Origin of the sequence: uncultured Pontibacter sp., assembly GCF_947492645.1 — a bacterium.
In the GTDB taxonomy this organism is placed as follows: Bacteria; Bacteroidota; Bacteroidia; order Cytophagales; family Hymenobacteraceae; genus Pontibacter.
Map to the genome: position 1 here is coordinate 51,017 of NZ_CANLMZ010000015.1, position 21,084 is coordinate 72,100.

The 21,084-nt window shown below is 45.8% G+C and carries 16 protein-coding genes; 7 read left to right on the forward strand and 9 right to left on the reverse strand.

The features are described 5' to 3' along the window. Nucleotides 1–540 precede the first annotated feature (540 nt). From uvrA to Q1A23_RS18385, 7 genes are all read left to right on the forward strand, one after another. Entirely contained in the window at nt 541–3,348 is a 2,808-nt protein-coding gene (gene uvrA / locus Q1A23_RS18355; protein ID WP_299826135.1) for an excinuclease ABC subunit UvrA, read from the forward strand. A gap of 321 nt (nt 3,349–3,669) precedes the next feature. Next, nucleotides 3,670–4,431, forward strand: a complete 762-nt coding sequence (gene tpiA / locus Q1A23_RS18360; RefSeq protein ID WP_299826137.1) for a triose-phosphate isomerase — start codon at nt 3,670–3,672, stop codon at nt 4,429–4,431. A gap of 88 nt (nt 4,432–4,519) precedes the next feature. Beyond that, on the forward strand, nt 4,520–4,894 hold the full coding sequence (locus Q1A23_RS18365; protein WP_299826139.1) for a hypothetical protein: 375 nt from the start codon (nt 4,520–4,522) through the stop codon (nt 4,892–4,894). A 7-nt stretch (nt 4,895–4,901) separates the two neighbouring features. Next, a complete protein-coding gene (gene prmA / locus Q1A23_RS18370) occupies nt 4,902–5,732 on the forward strand; it encodes a 50S ribosomal protein L11 methyltransferase (RefSeq protein ID WP_299826141.1) in 831 nt (276 codons plus the stop codon). Nucleotides 5,733–5,750: 18 nt separating this feature from the next. Continuing rightward, nucleotides 5,751–10,526, forward strand: a complete 4,776-nt coding sequence (locus Q1A23_RS18375) for a hypothetical protein (RefSeq protein ID WP_299826143.1) — start codon at nt 5,751–5,753, stop codon at nt 10,524–10,526. A 169-nt stretch (nt 10,527–10,695) separates the two neighbouring features. Continuing rightward, nucleotides 10,696–11,343 carry a glycerol-3-phosphate 1-O-acyltransferase PlsY gene (plsY, locus tag Q1A23_RS18380; protein ID WP_299826145.1) on the forward strand — a complete coding sequence of 216 codons (648 nt, stop codon included), beginning with the start codon at nt 10,696–10,698 and terminating at the stop codon, nt 11,341–11,343. A 97-nt stretch (nt 11,344–11,440) separates the two neighbouring features. Then, nucleotides 11,441–12,805, forward strand: coding sequence for a dipeptidase (locus Q1A23_RS18385; RefSeq protein ID WP_299826147.1), 1,365 nt, complete (start codon nt 11,441–11,443; stop codon nt 12,803–12,805). Between the two features lie 61 nt (nt 12,806–12,866). Here Q1A23_RS18385 and Q1A23_RS18390 read toward each other — a convergent pair whose 3' ends face one another. The 9 genes from Q1A23_RS18390 to Q1A23_RS18430 all read right to left on the reverse strand — a co-directional run bounded on the left by Q1A23_RS18390 (nt 12,867) and on the right by Q1A23_RS18430 (nt 20,935). Continuing rightward, a complete protein-coding gene (locus Q1A23_RS18390) occupies nt 12,867–13,508 on the reverse strand; it encodes a porin family protein (RefSeq protein WP_299826149.1) in 642 nt (213 codons plus the stop codon). A gap of 139 nt (nt 13,509–13,647) precedes the next feature. Then, a complete protein-coding gene (locus tag Q1A23_RS18395; RefSeq protein WP_299826151.1) occupies nt 13,648–14,310 on the reverse strand; it encodes a porin family protein in 663 nt (220 codons plus the stop codon). A gap of 458 nt (nt 14,311–14,768) precedes the next feature. After that, nucleotides 14,769–15,356, reverse strand: coding sequence for a porin family protein (locus tag Q1A23_RS18400; protein ID WP_299826152.1), 588 nt, complete (start codon nt 15,354–15,356; stop codon nt 14,769–14,771). A 239-nt stretch (nt 15,357–15,595) separates the two neighbouring features. Continuing rightward, nucleotides 15,596–17,134, reverse strand: coding sequence for a YifB family Mg chelatase-like AAA ATPase (locus tag Q1A23_RS18405; RefSeq protein WP_299826154.1), 1,539 nt, complete (start codon nt 17,132–17,134; stop codon nt 15,596–15,598). A gap of 131 nt (nt 17,135–17,265) precedes the next feature. Beyond that, the gene (locus tag Q1A23_RS18410; RefSeq protein WP_299826156.1) at nt 17,266–17,712 is read right to left on the reverse strand and encodes a hypothetical protein; all 447 of its coding nucleotides are present in this window, start codon (nt 17,710–17,712) and stop codon (nt 17,266–17,268) included. A 117-nt stretch (nt 17,713–17,829) separates the two neighbouring features. Then, complete coding sequence (locus Q1A23_RS18415) at nt 17,830–18,006, reverse strand: hypothetical protein (protein ID WP_299826158.1); 177 nt, start codon at nt 18,004–18,006, stop codon at nt 17,830–17,832. 37 nt (nt 18,007–18,043) lie between these two features. Beyond that, entirely contained in the window at nt 18,044–18,619 is a 576-nt protein-coding gene (gene lpcA, locus Q1A23_RS18420) for a D-sedoheptulose 7-phosphate isomerase (RefSeq protein ID WP_299826160.1), read from the reverse strand. After that, nucleotides 18,616–18,963 (reverse strand): hypothetical protein, encoded by a 348-nt coding sequence (locus Q1A23_RS18425; protein WP_299826162.1) that lies wholly within the window; start codon nt 18,961–18,963, stop codon nt 18,616–18,618. Before Q1A23_RS18425 ends, lpcA begins: the two co-directional genes overlap by 4 nt. A gap of 130 nt (nt 18,964–19,093) precedes the next feature. Beyond that, on the reverse strand, nt 19,094–20,935 hold the full coding sequence (locus Q1A23_RS18430; RefSeq protein ID WP_299826164.1) for an ABC transporter ATP-binding protein: 1,842 nt from the start codon (nt 20,933–20,935) through the stop codon (nt 19,094–19,096). Between the last annotated feature and the right edge of the window lie 149 nt (nt 20,936–21,084).

Sequence of the window (21,084 nt, forward strand, 5' to 3'; positions counted from 1 at the left end):
TTTTTCAATATAGCGTCAGCTGCATACCCGAAATACAGAGATAAAAGTGGCGGCTTGCTTTAGTGCAGGGTGATATGCGCTAAGGCTAAGTATAAATCAGCGGTATTGTACATTCCAGGAAGGGTGGTAAACCTGGCGTTGGGTTTAGGGCCAAACAGAACGTATCTTAGCTAGCTAAGAGTTGCACCGTTTGCGGCACCGTTACATATGCAGTTGCTATATAAACTATTACGAAGCTACTGCTATCCTGTTATTGCGAAGGCCGGCTTTTTATTAAAAAGGGTACAATTTTAATTTAGCAGCAAGGAGCAAATGGTAGTTAAAAGCCAGCAATTGCTAAACCTTTTTGCTATTGCTGCTGTTACAAAAAGATGCTTTAACGCTATTTAGAAGTTAATTTAAAGCTTTAGCTAAACATTTTAGCCAGGTTTGATATTCGCTTTAAAAAAGAGGGAAGCTATTTGTAACTTTACAAAATTATCTAAAGAGAAAAAAGGCTGATGCACCAGGTGAATGCCTGCTGTTACGGTCGCTGCTTTTATGGCAAATATTCCAGATTATAACCTCGACGAACTCGATGCGCGCCAGCATATTATCATCAAAGGGGCACGGGTGCATAACTTAAAAAACCTGAGTGTGGCGCTGCCGCGCAATAAATTTATAGTGGTTACGGGGCTGTCAGGCTCGGGTAAGTCCTCCCTGGCCTTTGACACACTTTATGCCGAAGGGCAGCGCATGTACGTAGAGAGCCTTAGCTCTTATGCGCGCCAGTTCCTGGGGCGTATGGATAAACCTGATGTAGATTACATCAAAGGAATTAGTCCGGCTATTGCTATTGAGCAAAAGGTAAGTATAAAGAACAACCGCTCTACCGTTGGCACCAGCACCGAGATTTATGATTACCTGAAGCTGCTGTTTGCGCGCATTGGCAAAACATATTCGCCGGTGTCCGGGGAGGTGGTGCAGAAAGACTCTGTGGCTGATGTGGTAGACTTTATTTTCTCGCTGGAGGATGAAGCCCGTGTTATGATACTGGCGCCGCTGCTACAGCACAAAGAGCGTACCTTGGCCAAAGAACTGGATTTGCTTTTGCAGAAAGGTTATTCTCGTATTTATGCCAACGGCGAAGTATACTTTATTGAGGAGCTGCTGGAGCAGAAAAGCCCTAAACTAGGCAAAGAAGTATATATTCTGATTGATCGCGCTGTTATCTATAAGTCTGATGAAGACCTGCAGTTCAGAATTGCCGACTCGGTGCAGACTGCCTTTTTTGAAGGGCATGGTGAGTGCCGCGTAAAGTATGGTGATGGTGAAGAACGTGTTTTCTCAGATAAATTTGAGTTGGACGGCATTCTGTTCGAGGAGCCTTCTGTAAACTTCTTCAGCTTTAACAACCCATACGGTGCCTGCCAGACCTGCGAGGGCTTTGGTAGTGTACTTGGTATAGACCCTGATCTGGTTATACCTGATAAAAGCCTCACAGTATATGAAGGAGCGGTAGCGCCATGGCGCTCCGATAAAATGAACGAGTGGCTACAGCCGCTGCTTAAAAACGGCATCCGTTTTGACTTTCCCATTCACAGGCCATACAACGAGCTTTCGGAGGCGGAGCAAGAATTACTTTGGACCGGCAACAATCACTTTGAAGGTCTGAACGACTTCTTCAAGTTTGTGCAGCAGCAAACGCATAAAATTCAGTACCGCGTGCTGTTGTCGCGCTATCGTGGCCGCACCGCCTGCCCCGACTGTAAAGGTTCGCGATTGCGCAAAGATGCCAGTTACGTGAAAGTAAGCGGCAAAAGTATAACTGACCTGGTGCTGATGCCGATAACACAGGTACTAGCCTTTTTCGAGAACCTGGAGATATCAGAGCACGAGCAAAAAGTGGCTGATCGCCTTGTTACGGAAGTTACCAACCGTTTAGGCTACCTGGTGCGTGTGGGGCTTGGATATTTAACACTTAACCGTCTTTCTAACACTTTATCTGGTGGCGAAAGCCAGCGTATAAGTTTAGCGACATCGCTTGGTAGCGCCTTGGTGGGCTCTATGTACATCCTGGATGAGCCAAGTATAGGCCTGCACCCCAAAGACTCTGAGCAACTTATTAGTGTACTCCGAACGCTGCAGAAACTGGGCAATACCGTAATTGTGGTAGAGCACGAAGAGGAAATGATGCGCGCCGCAGACCAATTGATTGATATTGGCCCTGAGGCTGGTTCTGGTGGTGGCAACCTGATGTTTCAGGGTACTTTTGAAGAAATGACTCAAAGTGCCGACACCTATACGGCGAAGTACTTATCTGGTAAAATGGAGGTGCCGGTGCCGGTGCAGCGTCGTAAATGGCGCAATGCGATCGAGGTTTTCGGAGCACGAGAAAATAACCTTAAAAGCCTGAGCGTTAAAGTGCCCTTAGGCGTGATGACGGTGGTGACAGGTGTGAGTGGGTCAGGTAAATCTACGCTTATCAAAAAAATACTGGCGCCTGCCATGCAAAAGCTGCACGGTTCTTCATCAGAGGCCACAGGTAAGTTCGATAAACTAGCCGGCGACTACAGCAAGATTGAACACGTGGAGTTTGTGGACCAGAACCCGATCGGTAAGTCGTCGCGCTCAAACCCGGTAACGTATGTCAAAGCCTACGATGCCATCCGTACTTTGTATGCAGATCAGCCGGTGGCAAAATCGCGTGGTTTTAAGCCATCCCATTTCTCCTTTAATATAGAAGGCGGCCGCTGCGAAGTCTGCCAGGGCGAGGGGCAGGTGAAGATTGAGATGCAGTTTATGGCTGACATCTACCTTACTTGCGAGAGCTGCCATGGCCAGCGCTTTAAGCAGGATGTGCTGGATGTAAAGTATAAAGAGAAAAGCATATCAGAAGTGTTGGACATGACCATTGCCGATAGTATCCAGTTCTTTGTAGACCAGCCAAAAATCATAGAGAAAATGAAGCCGCTAAATGATGTGGGTTTAGGCTACATCCGCTTGGGGCAATCGAGCAATACATTATCCGGTGGCGAGGCGCAACGCGTAAAACTGGCATCTTTCCTTACCAAAGGCGCACAGCCACACCAGGAGAACATCCTGTTTATATTTGATGAGCCAAGTACCGGCCTGCACTTCCACGATATCAGCAAGCTGCTTACATCCATCAACGCGCTGATTGAGAATGGCAATACTGTAGTTATCATCGAGCACAACATGGATATCATCAAAACTGCCGATTGGATTATAGACCTTGGCCCGGAAGGTGGCACAAACGGTGGGTACCTGTTGTTTGAGGGCACACCTGAGGATATGGCGAAGCTGGAGGATAACCATACTGCCCGTTTCCTGAAGACCAGGTTGTAGTATAAGTATAAAATGAAGTATAAAAAGCCGCTGTAAGCAAAATGCAGCGGCTTTTTGCTTTCTGAGGTGCCAGGTTCAACTACCTCTGCCTCTGTTTACCCAAGTAGTGGAGATTTAACGAATACATACTTCAATTACCATATTTCAGGCCTTGTCTCTGTGTCATCTTGTAAAATCTGGTGAAAGGGAGGTTAAGCAGCACCCGCAGCGCCTGTACTTTTACTATAAGTATAAAATAAAGTATAAACCATAATTTGCTAACTTGCCGTAAAGCAGCGGAGACTGTAAACCAAGTATAAAATCAACATCAAAGTATAAAACATGAGAAAACGAATTGTTGCAGGCAACTGGAAAATGAACAAAACCTACGAGGAGGCGCTTTCGCTGGTATCGGAGATTGATAACATGGTGAAAGATGAAGTAAACGGCGATGTGACTGTAATCATTGCTCCTCCGTTCCCGTTCCTGCAAAGCGTAGGCAAGCTTACGCACGGCAACGATCTGATGCACCTTGCTTCTCAAAATGTAAGCGAGCACGAAAGCGGCGCTTTTACCGGAGAGGTATCAGCAAGTATGCTTAAGTCTGTGGGTACAGAGTACGTGATCATTGGCCATAGTGAGCGCCGCATGTACCACCACGAAGATGCCCAGACACTTTACAAAAAAATGAAGGCTACCATTGCGCAAGGCCTGAAACCTATTTTCTGCTGCGGCGAACCATTGGAAGAGCGTGATGCCGACAATCATTTTGAGTATGTGGGCAAGCAGCTGAACGATAGCCTGTCATACTTAAGCAACGAAGAGTTTGACCAGGTAACGGTAGCCTATGAGCCAATTTGGGCTATTGGTACCGGCCGCACGGCCAGCAGCCAGCAGGCTCAGGAAATGCACGCTTATATTCGTGAGCAACTGTCGCGGATGTTTGATGCAGAAGCAGCCTTTAACACAAGTATACTTTATGGTGGCAGCTGCAACCCGGGCAATGCAAAAGAACTGTTTTCCCAGGAAGATGTAGACGGAGGTCTGATTGGTGGGGCATCGCTTAAATCGCGTGACTTTACAGATATAATCAAGTCATTCTAAGTAGCATATAAACAAAAAAAGGCTGCCGACTACTTAAGTTGGCAGCCTTTTTTTGTTTTGATTAATGTTAATTTGAGTAACTTTAAAGATGCAAATTTTAGTAACGCTTTGGTTCGCTTTAATGCCCCTGCTGCTGGCAAAGGAAGTGGGCCCTGCACCTGTTAAAAACGCTGCCGTAGCCCGCGATTACTGCGGTATTTACGGTGCCGTATACCTGGAGCGAGATCCAAAGTATAAAAACACAGCCGCTTACACCGTTTACCTGAACGAAGACGAGGCTTTTGCCAATATGGTAGTATACCGCGAGAATAATAAACTTTTTGCCGATGCTACAGCAATTTGGTATCTTACACCCAAGAAAGCGTTTGCCGACCACATACTATATGTAACTGACAACCGCAACTTTGCAGACTTTAGCGTGCATTTTACCAACGTGCGCTCGTTTGCTGCTTGCCGCGAATAATACAAATATGGATTTTATAGAAGTTACCCTTAAAGTTGACGCAGATTATGCGGACATACTTACAGCCGAGCTCGGAGAGCTTGGCTTTGATGCTTTTGTGGAAACAGAAGATGGTTTTAGCGCTTACATTGATGAGGATGATTTCTCGGAGGAGGCCCTGAAGGAGGTTTTTGAAAGGTACAATGCTTTTGTGCAGGTAGCATACACTACGCAGAAGATAGAGCGCCAGAACTGGAACGAGGAATGGGAACGCAATTTCGAGCCTTTGTTTATCGGCGATCAGGTATCGGTAAGAGCCTCGTTTCACGAAAAGCCTGCCAATGCGAAGTATGATATCGTGATCAATCCTAAAATGTCGTTTGGCACGGGCCACCACGAAACTACCACGCTGATGATAGAGAACCAGCTGACGCTGGACCACCAGAACAAGCGTGTGCTGGACATGGGTTGTGGTACCGGCATACTGGCGATAATGGCCGGCGAACTGGGCGCATCTGAGATTGTAGCCGTAGAAATAGAAGACTGGACTGTAGAGAATGCCCGCGAAAATGCTGCGCTAAACGGTTACGGAAGTATAGATGTGCGCCTGGGCGGTGCCGAAACGATAAACGGCGATAAGCCATACGACCTTATACTTGCCAACATCAACCGCAACGTTTTACTAGAAGACATGCCTGCCTATAAAGCTGTACTTGTACCGGAAGGCTGGCTGCTGCTAAGCGGATTTTATACCGAGGACCTGCCCATTATACAGGAACGGGCATCTGAATTAGAATTAACTTACATCTCGCACCGGGTTAAAAACAATTGGGTGTCGGCGATTTTTAAAGCAAGCTAATATTTTAACCTTACTGCTATGAGGCATAAACTTTTACCCTTTTTCTTTTTTATATCGATAATAGTGGCGCAGGCGCAATCCAAAATTTCTGGAAAGCCTGATGATTTTGTGACGGAGGTGAAGGCGATGTTGATTACGGGTAAAGCGACGAATGCCGAAAAGCTTGCCGCTGATCTGGATGCTGTCTGGAACAGCGGCACGCTTACAAAAAATCAGCAAAAAGAGATTATTGACATTACCCAGGAGCTGTACCGCAAGCGCATGCGTGTGAATCCGCACTTTGAACAGTTCTTTGTTATGGTTACGGCTGGCGTAAACAGCCAGAACATGCGCGGTAAGCAACTGGACAATATGCTGGAGGTGATTGCTAAAACTGTGCAGAACGAAGATGGCAAACACCTGGAGAGTTTCCTGAGCACAGCCAGCTTATACCTGAACACCAACCGCATTTACCAGAACACATACTATAAACTGAATGCCTCCGGTGGCAGCTTTAGCTTTGCTTATGAGGGTGCCAGTAAACCAGCAGAGGGTGCCAAAGCAGAAGATGGCTGGGGCACCTCCTGGGACGATGAAGTGAACGCAAACGGTGAGCTGATTGAAGACGATGGTTGGGGCGTTATTGCACCGGCTCCAAAAAAAGAGGATAAGAAGAAAAACGAAAAAAACCGCAAAGAAAGCATTAAACGCCAGTTTATACCGGCACAGCCTAAAGTTAGTGGTCCCGTACTAAAGCTGGAAAATGTTAACCTTACCTTCGTTACCCCCTGGGATTCTACAGGCATCAATAAAACACATGGCCAATTAATGTTGGCTACAAACACTTTTGTTGGCGAAGGCGGTACTTTTGACTGGCAGGCTGATGGCGCTCCTGCTTCTGCTGAAATCCGGAAGTATAGCTTTAACACATCTTTTGCAGGCTTTAAGGCGCCTGATGTAACAGTATCTTACCCCTCAGTTCTGGCTACTCCCGTAGATGGTGCCATGGAGTGGATAAGCGGTAAACGCAAAACAAGTCAGTACCCCTATCCAAAATTCTTCTCGTTTACGAATGATGCAAAGCTGAAGACACTTGGCGATAACATAACCTACACGGGCGGCTTTTCGATGATTGGCGATTTGATCGGCAGTAAACCACTTGATAATAGCTTATCGGAAATTGTAGTGTCTAATGGCGGGGAACGTAAGTTTCGTTCTCAGGCGCGTAATTATACTATAAACGATTCGCTGATTATGGCAAACCTGGCATCGGTAGCTATTTATCAGCAAAAAGACTCGCTTACGCACCCAGCCATGCAGCTGCGCTACTCAAAACCCATGCAGGTGCTAACGCTCACCAAAGACAAGGGGCCATATGCCCGCACTCCGTTTTTCGATACATTCCATAAGCTGGAAATAACAGCAGAAAGGCTGCATTGGGATTTGCGTTCGCAGGACATTGATTTTTCCATCATCAACTCAAAGGCTCTGATGCCTGTCCAGATTGAATCTTCTCACTACTACTCAAATAACCGGTATCAGCAATTAGTGGGCATTGCGCCTTTCCATCCCTTGCAGATTTTGGTAGGGCATGCAGCAAAGGCCAAGAGCAACACATTTTATACTTCAGATGTTGCCCGTACCACTAAGCTAAACGAAAAATCTATAAAAGAAGCTTCGCTTGCCATGCAACATGCCGGCTACATCAACTACGACCCATCAACCGGGTACATAGAGATGAAGGAAAAAGCGTGGCACTATGTTCGGTCTTCGCGTAACATTAACGATTACGACCACCTGATCATTAAATCTCTGGTGCCATCCGGAAAAAACGCTACCCTAAATCTGGCCGATAATAAACTGACGGTGCGTGGCGTGGAGAGGATCTCTTTCAATAACGATACAGCGAGTGTATATATATTACCTACAAAAAGCGAAGTACACATTCTTAAAAACCGCGATATCGAATTTGATGGGCAGGTGTTTGCCAGTAGCCTTGCCTTTAAAGGCTCTAAGTTCAAGTTTAATTATGATGAGTTCTCTATAGACCTGACCAAACTGGACACCGTAGCCTTGATGTCTCGGAAGCGTAGGGCAGAGGGCGGTGAGGTAACAGACCAGGTGCTTACCGGTAAAAATGGAGCCATCTCGGGCAAGCTTTACATTAACAAGCCAAACAATAAGTCAGGAAAAGAATACTTTGCTGACTACCCTAAGTTTGATGCGCCGGTAGGTGCACAGGTAGCTTTTGCAAGACCAGATGTTGCCGGAGGCGCCTACGACAGCACCGTATACTTTGATATGCCGCCGTTTAAACTCGATAGTTTGGCCTCAGGCAAGAATGTAATCGGGTTTGATGGTACGTTTAACTCCGGAGGTATTTTCCCGCCTATCAAAACAAAGCTAATGATGATGCCCGACGAAACGCTGGGCTTTTATTACCAGCCGGGAGCCAAAGGGCTGGCAGCTTTTGGAGGCAAGGGTGTAGCGTATGATACCATTATGATGAGCTCTAGCGGTATACAGAGCAAGGGCAAGCTTACTTATCTTACCGCAACACTACATGCGCCGGTTTATACTTACTATAAAAATGCCGTTGTTACTAAAGTCGGCAAAACCGCCGAAATAGCCGAGGGCACACTAGGAGGCACTAAATTCCCGGTGGCTAAAGTATCCGATTACCACATGAACTGGCTTCCGCAGTCTGACACAATGTACATACAGACGCAGAAGGAGCCAATGAAAGTGTACAAGGAAGAGTTCTCTTTTAAAGGCGTAGCCAAACTGGCACCGGGTGGTTTATACGGGGCAGGCGTAGTAGATAACCCTGTGGCAAACGTAACATCAGCAGAGCTGCACTTTAAGCAGCGTAACCTTAGCGGCAACCACGCCACCTTAGTTGCTAAATCCGATAGAGCGGGGCGTCCGGCCATTAAAGCAAAGGATATGGCTTTTGAGTATGACCTGGTTAAAGGTATGGTAGATTTTGAAAGCGAAGTGAAGGGAGCCGCAAGTATAGAATTCCCGCATGCACAGTACACCACATCTATGAGTAGTGCCCGCTGGGACATGAACAAGCAACGCGTAAGCCTTAAAGCCGACGAGAACGGAAACAAAAACTGGTTTTACTCGCAGCACCCGCAACAGGAGGGGCTGCAGTTTGCCGCAGCAAGTGGCGAGTACGACCTTAAGGCCAACACCATACTTGCTGGCGGTGTGCCTTACATTACAGTCGGAGACTCTTATGTAGTTCCTGATAGCGGTAAAGTGGCTGTTGCCGGCGATGCTACCATTAAAACACTACGCAATGCCAAGGTTATTGCCGATACGCTGCAGCAATACCACAAAATGTATGCAGGTAATATTGATGTGCTCTCGCGGAACGCCTTTAAAGGAACAGCAGTACATGATTATTTTAATGCAGCCTCCGACTCGTTTAAGCTTACTTTCACGAACTACGTGTATGGCAACCCGCGTGGCAAGAAAAAGCCAATCTATACTTTTGCAGAGGCCCAGGCCGATGAGAAGAGCCAGTTCTATATTTTCCCGAGAATTCTGTACCGCGGTAAAATTATGATGCACGCACCCAAAGAGCACTTTGACTTTGAGGGCGACCTGAAGCTTAACTTTACCGGTAACCCGGCAGACTCTGACTGGTTCTCCTATAAAAAAGACTCTCTAAACCCGGCAAACGTTCGTATCCCGATCACGAAACCAAAGGCAGCTGACGGAACACCACTTCATACTGGCCTGCACATTTCCAGGGGAAGTTCTAAACTGTACAACACGTTCGTGTCTAAAAAGCAGGATATGGAAGACCTTGACCTGTTTGTAGTAGATGGGCTTTTATCTTATAACAAAGAGAAGTCTGAGTTTAAGATGGGCAGAGAAGGACGTGCTTACCAGGATTCTTACGAAGGTAACATGCTGCTTTATAATGAAGCCTCAAACACGGTTAGATTTGAGGGAAAGCTGAACCTGGTAAAGCAGATGAAAAACTTCAACATTGAAGCATCTGGCAGCGGCGATGCCAACGTAGACAGCAGCCGCTACAATCTTGATGCTTTTATGGCTTTCGATCTTTCCGCGCATTCCAGTATTCTGAATACGATGGCCTCTTCGCTGAAAGAAAATGTAGGAGGCACCGGCGAAGCACTTGATAAGAGCGAAGCCACGATGTATAAACTAGCCGAATTTATTGGCGACAGAGAAGCAAGGCAGTATGGTGCTGCTATGGAATATGTGCCTCTGCCTAAATTATCTAAAAAGCTGTTGCGCAGTATCGTTATCAATAAAGCAGACTTACGATGGTCTAATGAATTGAAGGCCTGGTACAGCGTTGGTAAAATAAGTGTGGCCAGCATGCTTAAAGAAGATATAAACGCGCAGCTAAACGGTTACCTGGAAATCAGGCAGGACATGAACGGCGAGCCGGCAGTTAATTTATACTTACAGGCAAACCCTAATGCATGGTACTATATCAGCTTTCTGGAAAACTCGCTTACCATTTATTCTGCAGATGAGCAGCTAAACAAGCAGGTGCGCTCAAAGGCTAAGGGTAGTCGCGGAGCATCATCAAACTATGGTGTTTACGAAGGCAGCGACATAGACAAGAATACTTTTCTGGAGCATTTCCGCAAAAATTACCTGAATGGAGAGGATGGTTTTAAAGTTGCTGCCGGGCAGCCCGCAAATGCACTACCAGCAAGTAACGTGAATTATCCTGAGGAAGAACCGGCCGGAAAGGAGAAAAAAAAGAAACGCAAAAAAGATAAAAACGACCCGTTTGAGGAAAACACAGAAAATAACAACTAAACCACTAGCCTTAAACGAAGCGTATATAGTATGGAATATACTTGATTTTAGCGTTTAAATTAAGTTTTACCTATATTTGGGCTTGTTTCTGCTAAAACATCGTATAAACTAAATCTTTTACGTTTAGCAGATACAAGGGCACCCATCAGGGATAAAGATTAGATTACACATGAATTTTTTGTTGATAGCAATATTAGCCGTAGTAGCATACTTAATCGGTTCTATTTGTACAGCTGTTTGGTTGGGCAAAGTTTATTACGGCATAGACATAAGAAAGCACGGCAGCGGAAACTCCGGAGCCACTAATACATTCAGGGTGCTAGGTAAAAAGCCGGGCACCATTGTTATGCTGATCGATATTTTTAAAGGTTGGGCAGCTACCTCTTTAGCCGGTTTGCTGGTTGTTTTTGATGCAGTTCCGGTACAAAACCTGGTCTTTTTCCAGTTGCTGTTTGGTGCCTTGGCTGTAGTAGGGCATATATTTCCGGTGTACGAGCGCTTTAAAGGCGGTAAAGGAGTAGCCACACTTTTAGGTATGATGCTGGCCATTCAGCCTGAAGTGGCGCTGGTATGCATGGTTATCTTTGTGGTTGTGCTGTTTACATCACGTTATGTATCACTGGGATCTATGATTGCAGCACTTGCCTTCCCGATGCTGTTGCTTTTGCACCCGCGCTTTCACCCGGATAACCCTATCCTGATTATATTCGGATTTATACTTTTTGCAGTAGTGGTGTTAACGCACCGTAAAAACATAAACCGACTGATAGCCGGCGAAGAAAGCAAGGCTAACATTGGTATAGGACGCAAAAAATAAGGTACAAAGTATAACCATCAGCTAAAAAGCCACTCTTTACTGCAAGGGTGGCTTTTTTTTGTAACTTTAAGTCAAAACCAAAACGTAACCACTAGCTATGGTAAACCAATATATCAACGAGAACAAAGACCGTTTTATAAACGAGTTGCTGGACATGCTGCGCATACCCTCTGTAAGCGCCGATGCCAAGTTTAAGCAGGATGTAATGCGCACAGCTGAGTTTGTGAAGCAGCGCCTGATAGATGCCGGTGCAGACAACGTGGAGCTGGTAGAGACAGCGGGCAACCCTGTAGTATACGGCGAGAAAATAATAGACCCGAACCTGCCAACCGTTATTGTTTACGGTCACTATGATGTACAACCAGCAGACCCTTACGAGCTTTGGACCTCGCCTCCATTCGAGCCAGTTATAAAAGACGGTAACATTTACGCACGCGGCGCCTGCGATGATAAAGGGCAGATGTACATGCACGTAAAGGCTTTCGAAACCATGATGCAGACGGGCACGCTAACCTGCAACGTTAAGTTCATGATTGAAGGCGAAGAGGAAGTGGGCTCTGTGAACCTGGCTACTTTTGTTAAAGAGAACAAAGACAGATTAACAGGCGATGTGATCCTGATATCAGATACAGGCATGCTGGGCAACGACACGCCATCTATTACGGCTGGCTTGCGCGGCTTAAGTTATGTAGAGGTAGAAGTTACAGGCCCTAACCGCGACCTGCACTCTGGTTTGTACGGCGGTGCTGTAGCCAACCCAATAAACATACTTTGCCAGATGATTGCCTCGCTGCACGACGAGAACAACCACATTACCATACCTAGTTTTTACGACAATGTAGAGGAACTAAGCAGAGAAGAACGCGCTGAGATGGCCCGCGCTCCTTTTGACCTGGACAAGTATAAGAAAGCACTTGATCTAGGTGATGTTCACGGCGAAGATGGATATGTAACGATGGAACGCAATTCCATCCGTCCAACGCTTGATGTAAATGGCATATGGGGTGGCTATACCGGCGAGGGAGCTAAAACAGTTATTCCGTCAAAGGCTTTTGCTAAAATCTCGATGCGCCTGGTGCCTAACCAGACCTCTGAAGAAATCACAGAGAAGTTTAAGAAGCACTTTGAAAGTATAGCGCCTGCAAGTGTAAAAGTTGAGGTAAAGCCGCACCATGGCGGAGAGCCTGTAGTTACGCCAACAGATTCTGTGGCTTACCTGGCCGCTGCCAAAGCTTACGAAGAAACATTTGGCGTAAAGCCGATTCCAGTTCGTAGCGGTGGTTCTATTCCGATTGTGGCAATGTTTAAATCAGAGCTTGGCCTGGATTCTGTGCTGATGGGATTTGGGTTGGACTCGGATGCGATACATTCTCCTAACGAGCACTTCGGCATATTTAATTACATGAAAGGCATCGAAACAATACCGATGTTCTACAAGCACTTTGCTGAGATGAAAAAGTAGGTACTATGAGTATACAAACGAAAAAGCCCGCTATAAGTAGCGGGCTTTTTCGTTTGTATACTTATGGCAACCGTGAGCCTAGCAAATAACCTATACTTAGCTTAAAGCCAAAATTTTTCTGGTCCAGTTCTTTAGAGAAAGACTTAAAGCCACCGGTATTGTGCACACTCATAAAAAGTCCGCTGTCCAATTGTATGCCAATGCCTGCAGTATAGCCGTAGTCCCAACGTTCGAAATCGTTTAAACTTAGCGGGTACTCCCCGAATATTAAAGGTTCTGGCTCATTTATACTTGCCTGATCAATAACGTTTACTTTAGTTGTTTCTGCTACAAGGTAACCAACGTATGGCCCGGCCTCTGCAAACAAGCCGCCTTTCTGTATTTTAAGCATAACAGGTAGCGTTACATAGTGCAGGCGGTGATCGTCGATCAATGCTTCAGCGGCGTTTATCAAATAGCCATCGTAAGTAAAGCCTTTTTGGTCGTACTGCAACTCTGCCTGCAAAGCCAGCCTTGATACAAACTCATAACTCCCAATAAAACCTGCATGGAAACCAGCCAGGGGGTTTGTAACACTAGAAGATCCGTCATCGCCTTGTGCCCTGGTAAAACCGCCTCCAACCTTGGCCCCGAAGCGGGCAAATTGAGCTTGTGCTTGTACTGCAAAAAGTATGAACAGCAGGAGTAGAAGTGTCTTTTTCATAATGTATAGTAAATAGAGAGGTGTGCACTTGGTTTTACTAGTGCAAGTATAAATTTGTTGACGAAGGAACTGGTAAAAACAAAAGAGCCAGCCCTACACACGGTAAGGCTGGCTCTTTAACTAAGCTGGTTATACGTTGTTATCTGCCAGATGGAATAGTGAACCCAAGTGTCAGCATGATAGTGGAATGACGCGCATCTGTCAAGTCACCTTCAAAATAATCCTCTGCGTTTTTGTCTACAAAATCAGTAAAGCTGCCGCTGTAGCGCAAACCTATACTTAGGCCACCTCTTGATGCCAGTCCTATGCCTGCTGCGTAACCTAGTTCAAAGTCTTTCAGGCCATCTTTGTCTCTCTCTGTAGTGGTAGATGACTGTAAGTTGCCATTAAAATATTCCTTTGTCTCGTTGTTCACGCTAAGCAGGTATGATGCCTGTGGACCGCCTTCGAAGTAGATTGGGCCAGCTTTTATGCGTGCAAGTAAAGGCAGTTCCAGGTAATTATAGTTTACCTTGCCTGTACGCCTGTAGTCGCCAAGTGGCGTAGTAAATTCTGTATCGCTGTTTTTAAAGCCTTTGTTCGTGTAAAGTAATTCTGGTTGTATAGAGAAAAAATCGCTCACAATACCGAAGTTCAAAGTAAGGCCAGCATGAAAACCAACTTTGTTTTCATAGCGGTCTTCGTTGCGGAGGTCTCCCGACAGGTTAGAAAGGTTTGCTCCACCTCGGATACCGATTGACTGCGCCTGTGCAAACGATACGCTTACAAGGGCAAATAAAAATACAAATAATAGCTTCTTCATAATCTTGAGTTGTTTAAATAACGCTCGTTAATCGACCATTATACGGTTAACTGAATAAGTTTTGGTTGAAAATCGGTTACAAATTTTAAATGTGGCTGCAATCAGCTAATTGTTGTTTTAGGGTTAGCCAACTGCAGCAAGGTTGCATGCATGGTAGCAATTAGCAACAAACAGGCCAAAACATATAGATAGCCTATATATACAAGCCTAATGCTTTTGTTAATTTGATAACAGGTTAATTTATAAAAGGTTGTGAGGCGATTTTTTTAAGATTAGTTTTTGGCAGGCCTGGTTTTGAACATGCTTCCTGTAGATTGCATGAGGCCTTTTACCGTATAATCTTAAGGTAGAAGTTTGCCATTTCATACGCTGCAGGAGTGCCAGGTAAAATAGAAAAGCCCCGCTCCGGGGGCTTTTCTATTCCATAGTTTATATTTTATACTAAAGACAATCCGCAATTACCTGCCACTAAACATGTAGGCCAGAGTTAACATAAATACGTTGTTTCTAGCATCTGAAACGTTATCATCGTCCCAAAGTTTTGAAACATCACCATTATATCGAACACCAACGCTTACACCAAGCGGAGTTGCAAGTCCGATACCGGCGGCATATCCGAAACTGGTTCTCTTGAACATGTCCAGATCATCGATCACATTTTGACCGTTAGCCTCAACGTCGCCGCCAATCCTGAACGATACCTGCGGGCCACCCTCAAAGTATAACGGACCAGCGTTTACGCGTGCAAGTACAGGCACATCTAGGTAGCTGATTTTGATCTTGCTGTTATTATCCTCTGATTCTGCACCTTTTTTGGAAAACAGTATTTCTGGTTGAATAGCAAAGAAGTTGTCACTAGTTAAATAAAATTGCGAAGTTATACCTGCATGGAAACCAAACATCCTGTCCAGGTTATCAACATCATCGCCGGAAAAACCAGAATAATTGGCACCGGCTCGTATTCCAATGCTTGGTGCCTGCATCTGCGCCTGAGCGGTAACAGTAGTTACTAATGCAAGCATGAATAGGATAAGTGTCTTTTTCATAATTTTAAACGTGTTAAATAATTTATACAATAGTGTTACATTCGGTTTGCTAACGCCTAATGTATGCCTCCTATTACGAGGAGATCCGTTAAAAGTCTAAAACATGATGCAAGTTTTGAGGCCATGAACTCAGGCAAAGTATAAACGGGGACTAATATTTAGTGCACAAAAAAAGCGGCACAAAATGCCGCTTAATATGCATAGATAGCTATTTAACAGTAGCTTAACATTGCATTGGGTTATCCAGCCCAACCTTCTCTATCCAGGCTTCTATACTGAATAGCTTCTGCTAAATGTTCAATTTTAATATCCTGGCTGTCAGCTAAATCAGCAATTGTTCTGCTTACTTTTAAAATGCGGTCATAGGCTCTTGCAGAAAGACCCAATCTTTCCATGGCTGTTTTCAAAAGTGTGCGTCCGGCATCGTTTATCTGGCATACTTCTTTTACCATTTGCGAGGGCATCATGGCGTTGGAGTGTACCTGTGGCATTTCCTTGAAACGGTCAGTCTGTCTATCCCTTGCCTTAACCACACGCTCACGCACGGTAGCGCTTTCTTCAGATTTTCGGGTAGCGGTCATCTCGTCAAAAGTTACAGGTGTAACTTCTACATGCAGGTCTATCCGGTCTAGTAAAGGGCCGCTTACTTTATTCAGGTAACGCTGCACTACGCCCGGGCCGCATACACATTCTTTCTCTGGATGGTTGTAGTAACCGCACGGGCAGGGGTTCATACTTGCTATCAGCATAAAATTAGCCGGGAAGTCGAGTGTGGTTTTAGCCCTTGAAATAGTAACACGACGTTCTTCTAAAGGTTGGCGCATTACCTCCAGCACGGTACGCTTAAACTCTGGCAACTCATCCAGGAAAAGTACGCCATTGTGTGCCAATGATATTTCGCCGGGCTGCGGAATACCACCTCCTCCTACCAAGGCAACGTCAGAAATGGTGTGGTGTGGCGCGCGGTAAGGGCGAGTAGTCAGCAACGAGGATGTTTCGCCAAGTTTGCCTGCCACGGAGTGTATTTTAGTTGTCTCCAGGGCTTCGTGCATGGAGAGCGGAGGCAGTACAGATGGCAGGCGCTTGGCCAGCATGGTTTTGCCTGCACCCGGAGGGCCGATCATGATCACATTATGGCCGCCGGCTGCTGCAATCTCTAAAGCACGCTTAATGTTTTCCTGTCCTTGCACGTCGGCAAAGTCAGCGGCATATAGGTCTACTGTATTCTGGAAAACTTCACGGGTATCGATAACCAGAGGCGCTATTATGCGTCGGCCATCCAGAAACTCTATGGCTTCCAGGATATTGCTTACTCCGATCACGTCCAGGTTATTGACAATGGCAGCTTCCTGTGCATTTTGTGCTGGAAGTATAATGCCTCTAAAACCTTCTTTACGTGCTTGTATGGCGATGGGCAGCACGCCTTTTATCGGTCTCAGGGAACCATCCAGCGACAACTCTCCCATGATCATGTACTGCGAAACGGCATCTGGTTTTATTTGGTTAGAGGCAGCCAGCAGGCCCATGGCAATAGGCAGGTCGTAGGCAGAGCCTTCTTTTCGGATATCGGCAGGCGCCATGTTGATAACTACTTTCTGGCGCGGCATTTTATAGTTATACTGCTTTAGCGCCGACTCAATGCGAAGCTCGCCTTCTTTAACGGCATTGTCTGGTAACCCTACCAATACATACTTGGTGCCTGCGCTTACGTTTACCTCTATGGTGATAGTATAGGCATTGACACCCTGAACAGCGCTACCGTACGTTTTTATGAGCATTTTGTAGTTTGTTTTGCTTGATGGTTTTACGTGCCGCAACACTACACAAAGCTACAAAGTTCTACATATCGCGCTAAATTAAGAAAACAGCCCTTTGCCGGGCACTTACTGTTTAGCTGCCGGTGCTGCGGTTACTTGATTACAGTCATATCGGGATGCACGGGCAGATAGGTTCCTTTTATCATCTTGCCTTTTTCATGTATGGTAATGGCAGTACATATGCTGTCTGGTAATGTAACTTCAAAGGTTATACCTTGCTGCTGCTCATCGAAAACATATACCCGCTGCCGCGCATCGTTTTGGTAATAAGCTATCGGTTTTAAGTTGCTGTATGCTTCCCTTATCTTAGGTAGTGGTGCGCCAGTACTGATCTTACCTGTTGTCTGGAACTGCGGAGAAGTTACCTGTAGCTGCTTTACCGTCGGCACAGGTTCGTCACTCCCGAAATCAGCTTCAGTATATACCACCAGGTAGTGCAGCGGCTGGCTTTGGCTGACCCAATAAAGCAATGCCTTGCCCATCGCTGCATCTGTGCTATCGGGCTTTCCCAATACAGCGCTCAGTTCCTGGCTCTGCATCCCGACTTTAACTTTGCCTATGCCCTCGCCGGGGATGATGAGGTAAGCTGAGTCAAGGGGTTGTGGCGCTGCGGTTTGTGCAATGGCTGTGTCGGTAGCGGTGCGTGCGGGTACTTCCTAGTTTGTGTTGTCGCGACTTTGGCAGGAGGCCAGGCAAAGTATTGTTAATAGTATAAAGGATGGAATGCTTTTCATGTTCATTGTCATCTTTGGTGCTCCACGCACATACGTATACTTCCTGTTTGGTGGCGGCTGAAGTATAAATACCAGGTTAAAACAAAAAAGCGGTTGCACAGCCTTTGTGCAACCGCTCCCTATCGTGTTGGTAGCGCTAAACTAACTTCTGTTCAAGTAAAAGTATAAGTATGTGAATAACCTTAATGTGAATCTCCTGCACACGATCTGCAAAGCCAAAGTGAGGCACCCTGATTTCTACATCGCAAAGAGGGGCAAGTTTACCACCGTCTTTACCTGTTAAGCCTACTACCTTCATGCCTTTTGCCTTTGCGGCCTCTGCTGCCTTAAGCACATTGGCTGAGTTGCCGCTGGTGCTGATGGCTAGCAGTATGTCGCCGTTGTTGCCAAGTGCCTCTATGTAACGGGAAAAAACAGAATTATAGCCGTAGTCGTTGCCTACGCAGCTCATGTGGCTTACGTCTGATATAGAAATGGCTGGTATAGCTTTGCGGTCTTCGCGGTAGCGGCCGGTAAGTTCCTCGGCAAAGTGCATGGCATCGCACATCGAGCCGCCGTTGCCGCAGCTAAGTATCTTGCCACCTTGCTGCACCGATGCTGCCATTGCTTCGGCGGCTTGCTCAATGGCGGCAATGTTATTTGAGTCTGATGAAAAAGCGCTAAGCACTTCTTGTGCCTGCGTTAATTCTGCCAATATGGTTTTAGCGGTCATGCTTGCTTTAAATATGCTGCCTCGGGTTCTATAGCCTTCGGCCTATGGTTGTTGCTTCTAAATTCCTGACGCTTTTCGTAAAGGTCAGCTTTCAATTCATTTATCTTAAGTTGGGCCAGGTGCTGCTCGTGCTTCAAATCAGCAATATAAAGCCTGTTTACCACCACTTTTGCCAACATCAGCACACCACCAACTGCTACCAACGTTTTGTACAGTAACAGTACCTGCTCTTCAGTACGAATATCAAATACCGTGTTTTCGTTTAGTATGGTTGTAAGCAGCAAAACTGTAAACACAATATATCCGATTACAAATAGCCTAAGTATAGATTTAAGTGCTCTCATGCTTTAATGCGATTTATAAGTGCAACAATACGTTTACTTAAATCTACAGATAAATATGGCTATTTCGTAATGCTTGCTGTTAATTCATTGATATGCCTACCTTTAGTTTTAGAATAATGCTATTTATCCGTTATGCGGTAAGTTGCATCTGCGTTAGTTTCGCGTAAAGTCCGCTGTTTTGCTGCAATTCTTCGTGGGTGCCTCGCTCTATAATGCGCCCTTCCTGAAGTACTAAAATCTCATCGGCATGCTGTATAGTACTTAACCTGTGGGCGATAACGATAGAGGTACGGTTCTTCATCAGGTTAGTGAGCGCCTCCTGCACCAGCTTCTCCGACTCCGTGTCCAATGCCGAAGTGGCTTCATCAAGTATAAGTATAGGAGGGTTTTTAAGTATGGCGCGTGCTATACTTAGGCGCTGGCGCTGGCCGCCGGAAAGTTTGCCGCCTCGGTCACCAATTAAGGTTTGATAACCTGCCTCGGTGTTCATGATAAATTCGTGGGCGTTGGCAATTTTAGCTGCAGCAATTACCTCATCCATAGTGGCATCGGTCTTATTAAAGGCGATGTTGTTGAAGATGGTATCGTTAAAAAGTATAGACTCCTGCGTTACCACGCCCATTTTATCACGCACCGACTCCATAGTGTAATTTCGGATGTCGTGGCCATCAATAAGTATGGCACCGGCTGTTGGGTCGTAGAAGCGTGGTATCAAATCTGCTAATGTAGACTTGCCGCCACCCGAAGGACCAACAAGGGCTATTGTCTTACCTTTTTCTATAGTAAAGTTGATGTCTTTTAACACAGGTTTATCGCCGTAGCCAAAGCTTACGTTCATAAACTCTACGCTGTGCTTAAACTCGGGCAGCACCTTTGCATCAGGTTTGTTCACAATCTGAGGTACCATGTCGATTACCTGTAGCACCCTGTCGCCGGATACAAGGCCACGCTGTATGTTGCTAAATGAGGCCGACATTGCTTTTGCCGGCACCAGTACCTGCGAGAAAAGTATGATGTAGGTAATGAACTCGGCAGGAGATAGCTCTGACTCCTGGTTTAAAACCATGTTGCCACCAAAGTATAAAAGACCAGCCACTACTGTTACACCTAAGAACTCAGACAGCGGAGAAGCAAGGTCGCGTTTATTGGCAATAGAGCGCTGTATGCGGGCGTAACGGTTGTTCTGGTCATGAAACTTGTTAAGTATAAACGGCTCAGCGTTAAATGCCTTAATAACACGCAGGCCACTCAGGGTTTCATCAATAATGGTAAGTATAAAGCTAAGCGAGTCCTGGCCTTGTTGTGCCTTGCGCTTTAACCGCTTGGAAATACCCGCAATTACGCCACCTGATATCGGCAAAAGTATAAGTGTAAAAAGTGTAAGCTTAACCGACATGCTAAACAGCACCGCAAAGAATGCAATAATGGAGATTGGCTCCCTGATAACAGTTGTTAAGGTGCTTACCACAGAGCTTTCCACTTCCTGTATGTCCACGGTAAGGCGTGTCATCAGGTCGCCTTTGCGCTCGTTGGAAAAGTAGCCTAGGTGCAGCTGCGTTACACGCTCGTAAATGGCGTGGCGCATTTTCTTTACCACATGTGCCCGCAACTCACCTACAATCCTGAAAGCCAGGTAGCGGAACAGGTTAGCCAGAAAAATTGATACGATAACAATGATACACACGAAAAGCAAAGCGCCTTCCCGGCCATTGTTCTGTATTACCTGGCCGAAGTAGTAGCTAAAGAAATTTTTAAAGAAATCGATGCTGAAGCTAAATTCAGGTTGTTGTGTTACAATTGTAACACCAGATTCGCCGGTTCCAATGGTTCCGAAAAGTGTATCAAGCAGCGGAATGATCAGCGTGAAGTTGAAAATGCCGAAAATGATGCCGAGCACCGTGTATAGTGTATAAAGAGGCACAAACCTGCTGTAAGGCTTGGCAAACTGTAGTATGCGAAGGTATGTCTTCATGGGCGTATGTCTTGCTGTGGCCACATCTGCTGCACTATGCTTGTAAACTAGGCCACAACTACTGCCGCCGTAACAGAGGCTACGGCAGTAAATATTCTGATTATGTTATACTTAAGTTGATTTTGGAAGGCGTTTCCGATCCCGGCGCA